This window comes from Sinorhizobium sojae CCBAU 05684, assembly GCF_002288525.1.
Taxonomy (GTDB): Bacteria; Pseudomonadota; Alphaproteobacteria; order Rhizobiales; family Rhizobiaceae; genus Sinorhizobium; species Sinorhizobium sojae.
On record NZ_CP023067.1, the window covers coordinates 431,264 to 445,778 of the forward strand.

The 14,515-nt window shown below is 62.1% G+C and carries 14 protein-coding genes; 11 read left to right on the top strand and 3 right to left on the bottom strand.

Going from position 1 to position 14,515, the window contains the following annotated elements:
• Positions 1-9: 9 nt before the first annotated feature.
• Both SJ05684_RS02055 and SJ05684_RS02060 read right to left on the bottom strand, forming a co-directional pair.
• On the bottom strand, positions 10-930 hold the full coding sequence (locus SJ05684_RS02055; RefSeq protein ID WP_034852120.1) for a 2-dehydro-3-deoxygalactonokinase: 921 nt from the start codon (positions 928-930) through the stop codon (positions 10-12).
• The gene (locus SJ05684_RS02060) at positions 927-1,697 is read right to left on the bottom strand and encodes an SDR family NAD(P)-dependent oxidoreductase (RefSeq protein ID WP_034852122.1); all 771 of its coding nucleotides are present in this window, start codon (positions 1,695-1,697) and stop codon (positions 927-929) included. The genes SJ05684_RS02055 and SJ05684_RS02060 overlap by 4 nt, the downstream gene beginning before the upstream one ends.
• 130 nt (positions 1,698-1,827) lie before the next feature.
• On the opposite strand from SJ05684_RS02060, the gene SJ05684_RS02065 reads away from it, so the two are divergent.
• The 11 genes from SJ05684_RS02065 to SJ05684_RS02120 all read left to right on the top strand — a co-directional run bounded on the left by SJ05684_RS02065 (position 1,828) and on the right by SJ05684_RS02120 (position 13,263).
• Positions 1,828-2,640 carry an IclR family transcriptional regulator gene (locus tag SJ05684_RS02065; protein WP_034852124.1) on the top strand — a complete coding sequence of 271 codons (813 nt, stop codon included), beginning with the start codon at positions 1,828-1,830 and terminating at the stop codon, positions 2,638-2,640.
• A 346-nt stretch (positions 2,641-2,986) separates the two neighbouring features.
• The gene (locus tag SJ05684_RS02070) at positions 2,987-3,727 is read left to right on the top strand and encodes a LuxR family transcriptional regulator (RefSeq protein WP_034852126.1); all 741 of its coding nucleotides are present in this window, start codon (positions 2,987-2,989) and stop codon (positions 3,725-3,727) included.
• 225 nt (positions 3,728-3,952) lie between these two features.
• Positions 3,953-4,708 (top strand): LuxR family transcriptional regulator, encoded by a 756-nt coding sequence (locus tag SJ05684_RS02075; RefSeq protein WP_083846069.1) that lies wholly within the window; start codon positions 3,953-3,955, stop codon positions 4,706-4,708.
• 501 nt (positions 4,709-5,209) lie between these two features.
• Entirely contained in the window at positions 5,210-6,367 is a 1,158-nt protein-coding gene (locus SJ05684_RS02085) for an Mrp/NBP35 family ATP-binding protein (RefSeq protein ID WP_034852129.1), read from the top strand.
• Positions 6,368-6,873: 506 nt separating this feature from the next.
• Positions 6,874-8,775, top strand: a complete 1,902-nt coding sequence (locus SJ05684_RS02090) for a potassium transporter Kup (RefSeq protein WP_034852130.1) — start codon at positions 6,874-6,876, stop codon at positions 8,773-8,775.
• 246 nt (positions 8,776-9,021) lie between these two features.
• Positions 9,022-10,161, top strand: a complete 1,140-nt coding sequence (locus tag SJ05684_RS02095) for a cell wall hydrolase (protein ID WP_085938989.1) — start codon at positions 9,022-9,024, stop codon at positions 10,159-10,161.
• Between the two features lie 330 nt (positions 10,162-10,491).
• Positions 10,492-10,851: an AtpZ/AtpI family protein gene (locus SJ05684_RS02100; protein WP_034852416.1), complete on the top strand. Its 360-nt coding sequence runs from the start codon at positions 10,492-10,494 to the stop codon at positions 10,849-10,851.
• Positions 10,852-10,911: 60 nt separating this feature from the next.
• Positions 10,912-11,664 (top strand): F0F1 ATP synthase subunit A, encoded by a 753-nt coding sequence (locus SJ05684_RS02105; RefSeq protein ID WP_034852132.1) that lies wholly within the window; start codon positions 10,912-10,914, stop codon positions 11,662-11,664.
• An 82-nt stretch (positions 11,665-11,746) separates the two neighbouring features.
• Positions 11,747-11,974: a F0F1 ATP synthase subunit C gene (locus tag SJ05684_RS02110; protein WP_026612986.1), complete on the top strand. Its 228-nt coding sequence runs from the start codon at positions 11,747-11,749 to the stop codon at positions 11,972-11,974.
• A gap of 175 nt (positions 11,975-12,149) precedes the next feature.
• The gene (locus tag SJ05684_RS02115) at positions 12,150-12,764 is read left to right on the top strand and encodes a F0F1 ATP synthase subunit B (protein WP_034852137.1); all 615 of its coding nucleotides are present in this window, start codon (positions 12,150-12,152) and stop codon (positions 12,762-12,764) included.
• A 13-nt stretch (positions 12,765-12,777) separates the two neighbouring features.
• Positions 12,778-13,263 carry a F0F1 ATP synthase subunit B gene (locus SJ05684_RS02120; RefSeq protein WP_034852138.1) on the top strand — a complete coding sequence of 162 codons (486 nt, stop codon included), beginning with the start codon at positions 12,778-12,780 and terminating at the stop codon, positions 13,261-13,263.
• A 430-nt stretch (positions 13,264-13,693) separates the two neighbouring features.
• Here SJ05684_RS02120 and rnhB read toward each other — a convergent pair whose 3' ends face one another.
• Positions 13,694-14,344 (bottom strand): ribonuclease HII, encoded by a 651-nt coding sequence (gene rnhB, locus SJ05684_RS02130; RefSeq protein ID WP_034852141.1) that lies wholly within the window; start codon positions 14,342-14,344, stop codon positions 13,694-13,696.
• Positions 14,345-14,515 lie beyond the last annotated feature (171 nt).

Below are 14,515 nucleotides of genomic sequence, written 5' to 3' on the forward strand. Positions count from 1 at the left end.
GTCTTTCCGTCAGAGAGGCCAAATCAACCGGGCGGCCGCCGAAAGCCCTTGCCGAACAGCCTCGTCAGCATCCACGAGGCGGGGCGCAAAACCCTGGCTCTCCAGCGCTGAACGATACAGCGCGCCGAGCCCGCCGGAGCCCACAAGGCAGATGCCGTCCACGGAACCGGCCGTCGCAAGCGCACCGGAAATCTCGAGGCCGATCAGCATGCCCGACAGCCGCGCCCTTGCGTCGGCGGCGCTCAGACCGTAGAGCAACTGGCCCGCCCGGACGGAAAAGAGCAGGTTCGTGGCTAATGCCGGCTTCTCCCGCGCCTGCGCCACCGCATCGGCAAAGGCTGGGTTGTCGCCGGCCACGGCATCTGCGTCCGCCACGGCATGGCTCAGAATTGTGTGGCGCGAGATGACGTCGAACAGCTCGCCGGTCATGAAGGTGGAAAAACCCTCGACCGTTTCGCCGGAGAGCCGGACCCACTTGCTGTGGGTACCCGGCATGCAGACGAGATGGCGGCCGCCACCGAGACCGTCCGCTGCGCCGAGGAGCTGTGTTTCCTCTCCGCGCATGACATCCGGCTGCCGCTCGTCACGCTGGGCGAGGCCGGGAAGGATGCGTATGTCACGATCGACGTCCGGAACGGCGATCGCCTTGCCGGGGATGGCCGCAAGCTTTGCCGGCGTTTCCAGATAGCCGGCTTCCTGCCAGCCCTGGCGGGCACCGGCCATGCCGCAGATGATGATCGGCAGATGGTCGGGCGCCTCTACGGCGGCAAGATGAGCATCGAGAACCCGCTGGAAACCGGTTTTTGCCGCGGTCGCCATGCCTTCCCCGCTTCGGCGCTCGGCAAGGACGCTGCCATCCTGGCCGATGATCCAGAGCCGAAAACTCGACGTTCCCCAATCCACCGCGGCGTAATAGCCTCGCCTCGTCAAAACACGCCTCCATCGATAATCATGGCCTGCGCCGTCATCGCCGCGGAACAGTCGGATGCCAGGAAGAGGCAGGGGCCGACGAGGTCCTCGGCGGTCAGCATGCGCTTCAGGCATTGCCGCTCCTGCATCCGCGCGATCGCCGCATCGTCGAGCCAGAGCCGTTTCTGCCGTTCCGTGACGATCATGCCGGGCAGAACGGCATTGACGCGAATCTTGTCCGGACCGAGCCTGCCCGCAAGCGATTTCGTGAGCCCGATGATTCCCGCCTTCGCCGTTGCATAAGCCGGAATCTCAGGCATGTTCAGCATGAAGGCGATCGACGAGAAGTTAATGATCGATCCGCCGCCCTGGCGTCGCATGTGGGGCGCCACCGCCTGGCTCGCGAAGAAGAGATGGTTGAGGTTGACGGACAGGCTTTCGTCCCAGCTGGCCCCGGTGACATCGTCGAGCGCCTGGCGGTCGTCGCGCGCGGCGTTGTTGACGAGCACGCGAATCGGGCCGACGGCGGCGGCAGCGGCGGCGACTGCCCTCCTGATCGCCTCTACGTCGCGCAGGTCGGCGGCGATGTATTCGGGCCGTTTCCCCGTTTCGGCGGCGAGCTTGTCGCAAAGCGCGCGGCTCTCTTCTTCGGCGATATCGATGAAAGCGACACGCGCACCCTGGCGCAGGAAAGCTTCCACAAGCGCGGCACCGATGCCGGACCCGCCGCCGGTGACCAGCACGCCACAATCGTACAGGTCGGGAAACTGGCTGCTCGGCAAGCTCATGGGGTAGGGTCTCCCTGGTGCCGCATCGGCGGCTATTGTTCCGCTATGTGGAACGATGTGTTATTTTCTGGAATTATCGCGCCAGTGGCTTTATCCTGTCAAGGTGACGCGGTGGCGGAAAGCGGTCGGAATGGAGCGGAGCAAACTGGAAAATCCGGAGAAAGAAGCGGCCGTGACCGGTACGCTCGGCAAGGCCCTGGCGGTGCTCGAGGTCGTGGCGATGGCCGATGGTCCGCAACGCTTCACGGACATCCTTCAATCGGTGCACCAGCCGCGCGGGACATTGCACCGGCTGCTTGGCCACTTGGTCGACGAGGGACTGCTGGTGCAGCGGCGTGACCTGTCCTACGAGCCCGGGCTTCGCCTGCTGAAGCTTGCCTATCGGTCCTGGTCCGGCAATCGCTTCCGCGACATCGCAGAACCCTATCTCCTGCGCCTGCACGAGCTGACCGGCGAGACGGTTCATCTCGGAGTGTTGCAGGACACGGAGATCATCTATGTCGACAAGGTCGAAAGCCGACAGGCGGTGCGCATGAGCTCGCAGATCGGCAAGGCCTCGCCGGCCTATTGTACCGGCGTCGGTAAGGCGGCGCTTTCCTCGCTCCCGCCGGACGAACTGAGGCGAATCACGGCGCGGATGGAATTCCGTCCGTTTACTGCGCGCACCCATCGCTCGGTCGCCGCCTTGCTTGTCGAAATCGACGAGATTCGCCGTGACGGCCATGCATTCGACTGCGAGGAACACGAGGCGGAGATCTGCTGCGTGGCCGCGCCGATCGCCGTACCGGAGCATGAACTTATTGCAGGTATTTCTGTAACCGGTCCCGCCTACCGCGTCAGCATGGCGCAATTGGCAATCTGGGCGAAGGACGTGCGCAAAGCCGCGGCAGAGATCGAGGAGGAGGTCAGGATTCGGCTCGGCCCCGGCCGCGGTGAACGATGAGCAGGTTCCGCAAAGTGTCCCACGGCTTTGCGGTCAGCAACAGCGGCAAGCCAATTGAAATCGAGCGAGACATCGTGGGTTGCCCAGCGAAAGTCTGCCTGGCGGATCGCTTTACGGTAAATTAGAAGTTTCGACTGGACGAGGCGGCCGTGGATCGTTAGCTTCCGGTCGTCAGGCTACCGCTACGAGTGGTTGTGCCATCGAACAGGCGCGGTTCGCAGCACCACACGTCCTGGTGCTTAACGGCTGCGATGACTGCGGGCGGCGGGCAGAGGTTCTGACAGGTCATGATGGCGAAGGCAATCAGCACGCAATGCGACGTGCAGGTGCGGGAGGCGAGCGGAAGATGATTGATTTCAGCGCTGACATTTCCTCACTAATGCTCCCGAATGGCCGTTCCGTGGCCGGATCGCTCGACAGCGAAGATGAAGTCAAGCGCGTTCTCGACCAGATATCTGATGCCTACGGCTTCCGCGGCTTTACGGTGCTGGCCGTTCCGGATTCCGGATGCCACAGCCTTGCCGCGCAGGCGCCGCTGACGACGTGGCCCTCGGAGTTTTTCCGGCGCTATGACGGCGCTCGTCTGATGGATGGTAGTCCGGTCATTCAAAAGCTGCGGCGCAGCACGATTCCCTTCACCTACGATGCGCATCAGCTGGCGCGCAGACGGCTGGACGGCAAAGGCGATGCCGCTGTCAGCGTGTTCGAGGAGGCCAACATGCCGCGCGGTGTCTACCTGCCCGTCCATGATCCCGCCGGACATCGTGGCGCCATCGCCTTCGGCGGTGACAGGCCGGTCGTCTCCAACGATGAGCTGCAGGCCCTCAACCTGTGGGCCGGGTTTCTTTATGGCCGCTGGGCCGAGGTCAGTAGTCGCGACAGGCGGGGCGCGGCTAGCCTTTCCCGGCGCGAGATCGAATGCCTGCGCTGGGCCGCTGCCGGCAAGACGACGGTCGAGATGGCCCGCATCATGGCGCTGTCCGAGTATACGGTGAACCACTACCTGAACCGTGCGACTCGCAAATTGGACTCTGTCAATCGTGTCCAGACCGTCGCCAAGGCAATGCGTGCGGGCCTGATCAACTAGACTCAGGAACCGTTGGATTCGCCACGCGAGTGGAAAAATTGACGGGTCCCGAGCTTGGCCAAGCCGCCGTCTCGGTGCGCTCCCCTAGAAAAAGGGGGATGCTTTGGCCGTAAGCGCGAAATACACAGCCTTTTGCGAGGGAGAGGCGATGATTGTCGATCAGCGGTTGGCAATGGTCGCGGGCTCGGGCTATTTGAAAATTGATGATTGTCATGGAACGCGCGAATGCAAGATACGATGACGACCGGGATGCATGACGTCGATCTCCCCCGGGGCGGTGATTTCGCGCCCGAAATCGCAGGGCTTGAGACCCAGTTCGATATCATCCGCTATATGCGGCGGATCACGCAGATCTTCGGCTTCAGGACATTCCTCATTTGCTCGATTCCCGCCATCGATGTGGAGCGGCTCTCCACTGCCACGGTGATCTCCAATATGCCGGCCGAACTGCTCAACAAGTATGACAGCCTGTCGACGCTGCGCTTCAGCACGGGCGTGCGACGTTTGCGGGAGACAACGATGCCGTTCGAGATCACACTCAAGGAGTGGGAGCAGGAGGGCGGCAAGCCGGCATCGGCCGCAGATTACATTGCCATGCTGCGTGAGAATGGCATCTTTCAGGCGAATTATTTTCCCGTGCACGACGCCGAGGGCGGTCGCGGCGCGGTCATTTTTATGGGGCCGGAAGTGGATTTGCCGATGACGGCGGCGATGGAGCTGCAGATGATCGCAATCCACGTCTACAATCGCCTGGCCGAAATCGGTTCTGTCTGGAAAAGCGCCAATACGGCGCTCTCCGAGCGGGAAATTCAATGCCTGAGCTGGACGGCGGCCGGCAAGACGAGCGCGGAAATCGCCGGCATACTCGGCCTCTCGGAGCACACCGTCAATCACTACCTCAATCACGTCACCAAGAAGCTCGACGCCGTGAACCGCACGCAGGCGGTCGTCAAGGCGATGAAGAAGGGCTACATCAGCTGACGCTGGTTTCCGCCGGCTTTTCGGCCGCACGGAAAGGGGGCAGCGCAAACGGTCTGCTCAATTGTCGCGCTGATGTCGTGCCTAAAGGGTGGGCATGCATGGAATTTAAGCGCAACACTTCCGCTCACCTGCTGCAAGCCTTTGTTAGCCCATTGAAATGGCAGGAGATATTGTGTGCCGGCGAAGTTGGCACGCATCCTGCATTCTCTTTGTCGTGTCCAGAGGGGACCATAATAAGACAGCGCCCACGAAGGTCGCGAAGAATAGGGCCGCCGCCGATCGCCTGTGATCCCGGATGTACGGACACAAGGCCTTCGGCTGGCGGCCCTCATTTAATTGTCTGTCGCAATTGGCGAAGCGCCCCGCCTCGATTATCTGTTGCATGATCTTAAATCGAATCCGATTTGCGGATAAATTGTGCAGGAGTCCAAAGCGTTACAGTGGCCTTTGCGCCCCCGTCAGGGCGTCGCGCTGTTCGCGAGGAAGAGACGAGAGGGCGACATGCCGGACGTGACCAGGGAAATGATTCTTGAAAAGCTGCGGAGCGTTCGCGGCCCCGACATGGAGGGCAATATCGTCGAGCTCGGCCTCGTCTCCGACGTCTTCATTTCGGACGGCAAGGCGTATTTCTCGATCACCGTGCCGGCAGAGCGGGCGAAGGAACTCGAACCGATGCGCGCCGCCGCCGAGCGGGTGGTGCGCGAAATCCCGGGCGTGAAGGCCGCAATGGTCGCGCTGACCGCCGACCGCAAGGCGGCACCAAAGGCCGCACCGGTCGAGCGGCCGCGACCGGCGCCCCCGTCCGGACAGCCGCATGGTCAGCGGCCGGCGGGCGGAACGCCGGCGAAGACCGGGATACCCGGCGTCGGGGCCATCATAGCCGTTGCATCGGGCAAGGGCGGTGTCGGCAAGTCGACGACCTCGGTGAACCTCGCCTTGGCGCTCAAGGCGAATGGCCTCAAGGTCGGCCTTCTCGATGCCGATATCTACGGACCGTCGATGCCGCGCCTATTGAAGATTTCCGGCCGGCCGCAGCAGATCGAGGGCCGGCTCATCCGGCCGATGGAAAACTACGGCCTGAAGGTAATGTCGATGGGTTTCCTCGTCGACGAAGAGGTCGCTATGATCTGGCGCGGACCGATGATCCAGTCCGCGCTCCTGCAGATGTTGCGCGAAGTCGCCTGGGGCGAACTCGACGTGCTCGTCGTCGACATGCCGCCCGGCACCGGCGACGCGCAACTGACCATGGCCCAGCAAGTGCCGCTTGCCGGAGCCGTCATCGTCTCGACCCCCCAGGACTTGGCCCTCGTCGATGCCCGCAAGGGACTGGCCATGTTCCGCAAGGTCGAGGTACCGGTGCTCGGCATCGTCGAGAATATGAGCTATTTCATCGCGCCCGACACCGGCAAGCGCTACGACATTTTCGGCCATGGCGGTGCACGCAAGGAAGCCGAACGCATCGGCGTGCCCTTCCTCGGGGAGGTCCCCCTGACTATGGCCATCCGCGAAACCTCCGACGCCGGAACGCCGCTGGTGGCTTCCGAGCCGGACGGCGAGGTTGCGCGGATCTTCCGCGACATCGCTGCAAAAGCCTGGGACCAGGTTTCGGCGGCACGGCAGGACAAGAGCCGCGCCATGCCGAACATTGTTTTCGAATAGCTAGCCCTCCGGCACACGTCGCCGCAACGCCTTGATCGAAACGGAGTTGCGGCTGGGGAACTGCCCGACCGTGCTGTTTCTCTCCATGGGCGTGCTGCGGCGCAGCAAATTATCATTGATTTTGAGCGAGCATTGTGCCATATGCCATGCCGCTTCCCGCGAGGGCGGCTGCACGGCACCGGCCGCCGGAGACGTTCTTTACGCCATCCGCCGAGTGCCGCGGCAGCGGTCTGACGGGCGCAACGGCATAGTCAAAGTCCTGTGGCGGCTGATCGGCGGGATCCCATTTGGTTCGCCGCGCCGGCCGCATCGAAAAGGCGGCTCTATGATCACAGGATATTGCGCCCACGGGAAGGCTGCCGCGCTCGCGACGGCGGAACCGCCGGGATATCCACATGCCGCAATGGCTGGGCCGAATGCACGGCATGTCGAGCCGTGCTCCCTTCTGCGATGTTTCCCTTGTTCTTTCGGTGGAAAGGCTGGCTCTAAGAGCCTGTTGAACGCCCATGTCTGAACTGTCTGCCCCTGCCGTGCCGGATTCCGAGAATACGCGTCGCCTGCTCGCATTGGCGCTCGGCTCCGTCGGCGTCGTCTACGGAGATATCGGTACGAGCCCGCTCTACGCGCTGCGGGAGGCGTTGCGGCCGGTCGCGGGAAACGGCGTTACGGAGGCGGAGATCATCGGGGTCATTTCGCTGATGATCTGGTCGCTGACGATCATCGTGACGATCAAATACGTGCTGTTCCTGCTGAGGGCCGACAACCAAGGGGAAGGCGGAACGCTGTCGCTATTGGCTCTCCTGATGAAGACGGCCAATGGTCATGCCCCTATCCTCTTCTTCATGGGGGTTGCGGGGGCGGCGCTCTTCGTTGGGGACGCAATGATCACCCCGGCGCTTTCGGTTCTCTCGGCCGTCGAGGGATTGAAGCTGGTGACGCCGGCCCTTTCGGATTATGTGATCCCCATTGCCGTCCTCATCCTGCTCGCCCTCTTTGCCGTCCAGTCCAAGGGGACTGGGGCCGTTTCCAAATTCTTCGGGCCGATCACGCTTGTCTGGTTCCTTTCCATGGGCGTGGCCGGGCTCATGCACATCGCCGACGACCTGTCGATATTCACGGCCTTGAATCCGCTCTACGCGGTGAGTTTCCTCTTTGGTGAGGGCTATGTCGGCATCGTCGTTCTCGGCGCCGTATTCCTGACCGTCACCGGGGCCGAAGCGCTCTATGCCGACCTCGGCCATTTCGGTCGGCGCCCGATCCAGCTGGCCTGGTTCAGCGTGGTCTTTCCGGCGCTGACCTTGAACTATCTCGGGCAGGGGGCCTTTGTCCTCAAGAATCCGGCGGCGATCTCCGATCCGTTCTTCCTGATGTTTCCGAAATGGGCGCTGCTTCCCATGGTCGTTCTTGCGACGGCGGCGACGATCATTGCCAGCCAGGCAGTGATCACCGGCGCCTTTTCGCTGACGCGCCAGGCGATCCATCTCGGCTTCCTGCCACGCATGGCGATCTTCCATACGTCCGAGACTCAAACGGGCCAGATCTACCTGCCGAACGTCAATACGCTCTTAATGTTCGGCGTCATTGTGCTTGTCTTCGTTTTCGGCTCGTCCGAGTCGTTGGCGACGGCCTACGGCATTTCGGTCACCGGTGCGATGCTGGTCACGAGCTGCCTTGCATTCGAATTCCTTCGCGCCCGCTGGAACTGGTCCGCTGCCGGCGCCGCAGTCGCGCTGTTGCCGCTCTTCTTGCTGGAGCTCGTCTTTCTCGGCGCGAACATGCTGAAAGTTCATGACGGAGGCTATGTGCCGATCATGATCGCGGCGACCTTCACCGTCATCATGTGGACCTGGAGGCGCGGCACGGGAATTCTCCAGGCCAAGACCCGCCGGATAGACGTGCCTCTCGCGAGCTTCATCAAATCCGTCGAACGCGAGAGCGAACATGCGCCAGTAACCGTGCCGGGCACGGCGATGTTCCTGACGAGCGATCCGGAGTCAACGCCCGCCGCACTCCTGCACAACATCAAGCACAATCATGTACTGCATCAGCAGAACTTCATCCTCACGATCCGCACAGCCAACACGCCCAAAATACCAAAAGAACAGCGTGTCAGCGTTCGGCAGCTGTCGGAACGCTTCGCCCTGCTCGAGATGAAGTTCGGTTTCATGGAGACGCAGAACGTTTCGCAGGCGCTGGGTCTCTTCCGCAAGTCGGGCATCAAGTTCGACATCATGTCTACGTCGTTCTATCTCGGCCGCCGCAAGCTCGTACCGGACGCTGAATCCGGCATGCCGCATTGGCAGGACCGGCTGTTCATCGCCCTCGCCAATGCGGCCATCGATCCATCGGACTATTTCCGCCTGCCGACGAACCGCGTCGTCGAACTCGGCTCGCACGTGATCATTTGATCGCGCGTGCCGAAGCGGCCTGTCCCCCCGGCAGGTCTGCATTAACCAAACATCAAGGTTAATGCTTCATCTTCAAAACTCGAAGGAAGCGGTCCCGGCAGGCCGTCCGATCGCTTCGAAACTTTGGCGTCCTCGCGTGGCATCGTGCCGTCGGCCTCCGGCCGGCTTGCGAGAACGCGCGCCCGAGTAAGAGTTGCGTGGAGCCGTACGGTGCGTAAGAGTCGTCAGTCGAGCCGCAAGTTTCGCATGTTCCCGGTCTGGCGCGCCCCGGCGACCATTGGGCTTGCCATTTTCCTCGGCTTTCCCTCGGCCGTCGCCTATTCGGACCTGGCTACCTTCCTGTCCGGCATCAACCGCGGCGGCGAGCGCTGGCGAATGTACATGACGCCGTCGCCGGCGGGCTCGGTGCATGAGGCCGAGATGGTGTTCTCCGATCCGGTCACGACCGGTGCTCTCGACGGAGGCGCCGGCATCACGCTGCCCGATGGCAGCCGCGTGGCGCTGACGGCGGAATCCAAGCGGCAGGGAGGAACGCCCGATGAGAATCGCGTCACCCGCAAGCTGAAGAAGGGCCGCGTCGTCGCCGTCAGCCCCGTGACGCCGCCGAAGGACTTCAGCGCCGGGTCGATCCTTCAGCGCACGAGTTCGCTGATCGAACCCGATTTCGACGGTGCGGAAAGAATGGTCTTTGCGAAGCCGAAGATCAAAGGCAAGGAGATCGAGATCGCCACGGCCTTCTACCGGAAACAGCCGCCGACGCCCGACCGGGGCGTTTCGCCGATGCTCGCAAAGCTGGTGACCAACGACAAGGCCGATATTCTCGCCACCGCCTATGTCCCGGCCGATCCGGACTATGCGCGCGAATCGCCCTTCGATTCGATTCTTAGGGACGACGAACATGGCGGGCGCTTCATTCCAGACATCGCTCCCGATGATCATGCCTGGGCAGCGACCGCCCTGCCGCCGACCGTCTTCAACAAGGAAGAACAGACCTGCCTGGCAGAAGGCATCTATTTCGAAGCCCGCAGCGAGCCACTGAAAGGACAAGCGGCAGTCGCCCAGGTGATCCTCAACCGCGTCCGCAACCCCACCTATCCGAAAACCATCTGCGGTGTGGTCTACCAGAACAAGAATTGGCGCAACCGCTGTCAGTTTTCCTTCGCCTGCGACATGATCCGCGATCTGATCTATTCGCGTTCCCACTGGAAGGCAGCCAAGGAAGTGGCGATGGCCGTAACGGCGGGCAAGATCTGGCTGCCGGAAGTCGGCTCCGCGACGCACTACCACGCCACCTATGTGAACCCCGCCTGGGCCAGGACGATGAAGCGCGTCGGCCGGATCGGACTGCACATCTTCTACCGGACCTACGGCGGCGGCTGGAGCTGATCGATTCCCGGGCTCCGGATAGCGACCGGCCGCTTGTCTCCTGAAAATCGGCTGATAGGACGCCGACGCTGAAGGCTCGGGTTACCACTGAGACCGCCCGAAAGGCGACGATTCCCAGTGCCGCTTTGCCGCAGGTGCTCCAAAATATAGCTAACCTGTTGAAAAAGCTGAAAAATATTGTCCACCCCCAATGCTGTTCCATGCCTTGACTATGCAGAAGCCTAAAACTATGTTGCGCGCGACTTCAAAAGGGGCCGAACGTGGCGATTGCCGGCCGTTTGTATGACCGTGATCGCGTTTACACCGCGTGAGGCTGCAAAGGGGAGCCATGTGACGGAGAAGCCGGAAGAGAGTATCGAGGCGCGGCTGAAGCGTCTTGGCGAGGACATCGCGTCCAGGCGGACGGATACTTCGGACAAGGCGGAGCTGCGCAGCGCGGAAAGCCGCAAAGGCTATGCAGAGGCGATGAAGCTTTCGGGCGAATTCATCGCCGGCATCGTTGTCGGGGCGTTTCTGGGCTATCTTCTGGACCATTTTGCGGGTACAGGGCCGTGGGGCATGATCGTCCTCCTGCTGCTCGGGTTCTGTGCCGGCATATTGAACGTGCTTCGTTCTGCCGGTCTGGTGGCTAAGCCCGACCAGAGTGGGCGTGGCCCTGAGAGTGAAACGAAGGACGGGGACGGCGCCTGAGGTGTCGTCTGGAAGAGCACGGTTTCCGCTTGCGGGCGGGCAGAACGAAAGAGAAGCGCGGTGTCAAACGATCCGACCCACCAGTTCCTGGTCAACAAGATTGTCCCGATCGAGATTGGCGGAATTGACTTTTCCTTCACCAATGCATCGTTGTTCATGGTCGCGACCGTCGGCGCTGCTGCGGGCTTTCTCTATCTCACCACCTCGCAGCGCGGTCTGATTCCGACGCGCATGCAGTCGGTGTCAGAGATGTCCTACGAGTTCATCGCGTCGATGCTTCGCGAGGGTGCTGGCAGCCACGGGATGAAATTCTTCCCGATGGTCTTCTCGCTGTTTATGTTCATCCTGACGGCGAACCTGCTCGGCATGTTTCCCTATTTCTTCACCGTCACCAGCCAGATCATCGTGACCTTTGCCCTTGCCGTCTTCGTGGTCGGCACGGTGATCCTCTACGGCTTCTACAAGCACGGTCTAGGTTTCCTGAAGCTTTTCGTGCCTCATGGTGTGCCGGGCGCACTTCTGCCGCTGGTGATCGCGATCGAAGTCATCTCGTTCCTTTCCCGTCCCATCAGCCTCTCGGTCCGTCTCTTCGCCAACATGCTGGCCGGCCATATCACGCTGAAGGTCTTCGCAGGCTTCGTCGCCTCGCTCAGCGCTTTTGGTGCGCTCGGCATCGGCGGCGCGGTCCTGCCGCTCATCATGACCGTCGCTCTCACCGGTCTTGAATTCCTGGTCGCCTTCCTCCAGGCCTATGTCTTTGCGGTGCTGACCTGCATGTACCTCAATGATGCCGTCCACCCGGGAAGCCACTAGGGAATAACAGTCGCTCGCTTCCGGTCGGCTTGAGCCGCCGGGGGCGCATCCTAAGCCGCAACACCATTCGAAGGAGTCAATCATGGACGCGGAAGCAGCAAAGTTCTTGGGTGCAGGTCTTGCATGCCTTGGTATGGCCGGCACGGCTCTCGGCCTCGGCAACATCTTCGGCAACTATCTCGCTGGCGCCCTGCGCAATCCGTCGGCTGCTGACGGCCAGTTCGGTCGCCTCGTATTCGGCTTCGCCGTTACGGAAGCTCTGGGCATCTTCTCGCTGCTCGTAGCCCTGCTCCTCCTCTTCGCCGTCTAATTCCGGCTGGAGCTTCGGCCGCGGTCCTAGGGCCGCGGCTACGCATATCTACTGCATGTCTCCTTGAATCGACCCCGACTTAAGGGCGAAGACATACAGCAATTCAAAGTGCTTCAGCGATTTTTGCACGTCTGATAAGACGCGCGGCGCTGTAGAAGTGCACCTGGAGGTGAGCATGTTTGTGACGGCGGCTTATGCCCAGTCAACCACCACCGAAGGCGCCGAAGCGCACGATGCCGCTGCTACCGGTGAGGTGCACACCGAAACGGGTGTGGCCCACGAAGGTGAGCATGGCTCCGGCGTGTTCCCGCCCTTCGATTCGAGCCATTTCGCATCGCAGCTGCTTTGGCTTGCGATCACGTTTGGACTTTTCTATCTCCTCATGTCGAAGGTCATCATTCCCCGTATCGGCGGAATTCTCGAGACGCGGCATGACCGGATTGCGCAGGATCTCGACGAGGCATCCCGCCTGAAAGGTGAAGCCGATGCCGCCATTGCGGCATATGAGCAGGATTTGGCCAACGCGAAGGCCAAGGGCCATTCGATTGCAGATACCGCCCGCGAAGCAGCCAAGAACAAGGCGAATGCCGACCGGGTCGCCGTCGAGGCCGATCTCGCCAAGAAGATCGCTGCTGCCGAAACGCGCATCGCCGACGTCAAGGCCAAGGCGCTTTCCGACGTTGGCGCGATTGCCGAAGAGACGGCATCTGCCGTCGTTACGCAACTGATCGGCGGGACCGTCACCAAGGCCGAGATTTCCGCCGCCGTCAAGGCGTCTGCGGGCAACTGAGGAGCGGCCAATTATGGCTCTTGATGCGACTTTCTACGCCTTTGTCAGCCTGATCCTGTTCCTGGCTCTCATCGCCTATTTCAAGGTTCCGGCCATGATCGCCGGCGCACTCGATTCCCGCGCCGACAAGATCAGCAACGAGCTGGCGGAAGCCAAGCGACTGCGCGAAGAGGCGCAGGGCCTGGTTGCCGAATACCAGCGCAAGCGCAAGGATGCCGAGGCGGAAGCGGCCAGCATCGTCGCCGCCGCGCAACGTGAGGCGGAGATGCTGACGGCGGAAGCCAAGCAGAAGACCGAGGAATATGTCGCTCGCCGCACGGCACTTTCCGAGCAGAAGATCAAGCAGGCCGAGAGCGATGCCATCAACGCGGTTCGCGCGGCCGCCGTCGACCTTGCGATCAGCGCCGCGGAGAAGGTTCTGGTGGCGAAGGCCGATTCCGGCGCACAGGAAGCGCTCTTCAAGCAGGCGATTGGCGAGGTCAAGTCGCGCCTGAACTGAGATCGGGTTCCGGCTCGTCGGTTAGAGAGCCCCGCTTCGGCGGGGCTTTTCTATTGGAGAGCGTGTCAAGAAGCCCATTGTAAAATGTCTGCCATGCAGGACTTTGCGGACGTTGGTCAGGCGCAATCGGGGCGGTCTGCGTGGGCTGGTTCATTTCCACCGCAAAGATTGGAATTATGCTTCCTCGGCCGCGTGACGCCGACGGCGCGCCAGCTGCTTGCCGAACGGGCTGGGCTTAACCGGACGATCCGGCAGATCGCGGCTGGCGATGACGCCGGTTGAACATTAGTCCGCTTCCGCAAGCCAGTGCCGGTGATACCTTCCCCCGCAGCGAATCTGCATTGCCGTCGACTTATAGCGGATTGAGGATCTTCTTGCCGCCGCTCTTAAAAGTCTTCGCTTTATGGAGTCCTGCCGTAAGCGATCGCCCTCAGACCTGCCGGAAGGGGCGGAAGGTCATGCGGTGCAGCGAGCATGGGCCATGGCTGTCGATCGCGGTGCGATGCTTCGCCGTTGCATAGCCGGCATGCAGGGCAAAGCCATAGGCAGGAAAGGTCGCATCGGCGCGCGCCATCATGCGGTCGCGCGTAACCTTCGCGACGATTGATGCGGCAGCGATCGAAACGGAGCGGGAATCGCCTTTGACGATCGCCTTTGCGTGACAGGAAAGCCCCTGAGGCACATCGCGCCCATCGATCAGGACGAAGCGCGTCGCTGTCGCCAGACCGCAAATCGCCCGGCGCATGGCGTCGAGGCTGGCCTTGAGGATATCGGTGGCATCGATGTGCCTCGCCGAAGAGGACGCGATTGAGACCGTGGCCGTGGCCATGATCCGGTCGAACAACGCTTCGCGTTGCTCGGCGCTCAGGAGCTTGCTGTCGTTGAGACCGTCGGGGACCGCATCGGGATCGAGGATGACTGCGGCAGCGACCACCGGACCCGCGAGCGGCCCGCGGCCGACCTCATCGGCACCGGCAACGGGCCAGAAGCCGTCCCGCTTTGCCGCCAGTTCGAGAGCGAAATCCGGGACCACCGGATGGAGAGGAAAAAGAGGGGAATCGGGCGGTTTGCGACGTGACATGCGGGGGACCCTCGCATATCCGCCCGATTCCCTTCAAGCCCCCCGGCACGAGTGCGGCGGTGACCGGGAGGAAAACCAGCGTCATCCTGAGGCGGGAGGACGCCGGAGCTGAAATCCTGTCTGCGCTCACGGCGACATGCGTCCCACCGGACGCGGTTATGTCGCTCTAAC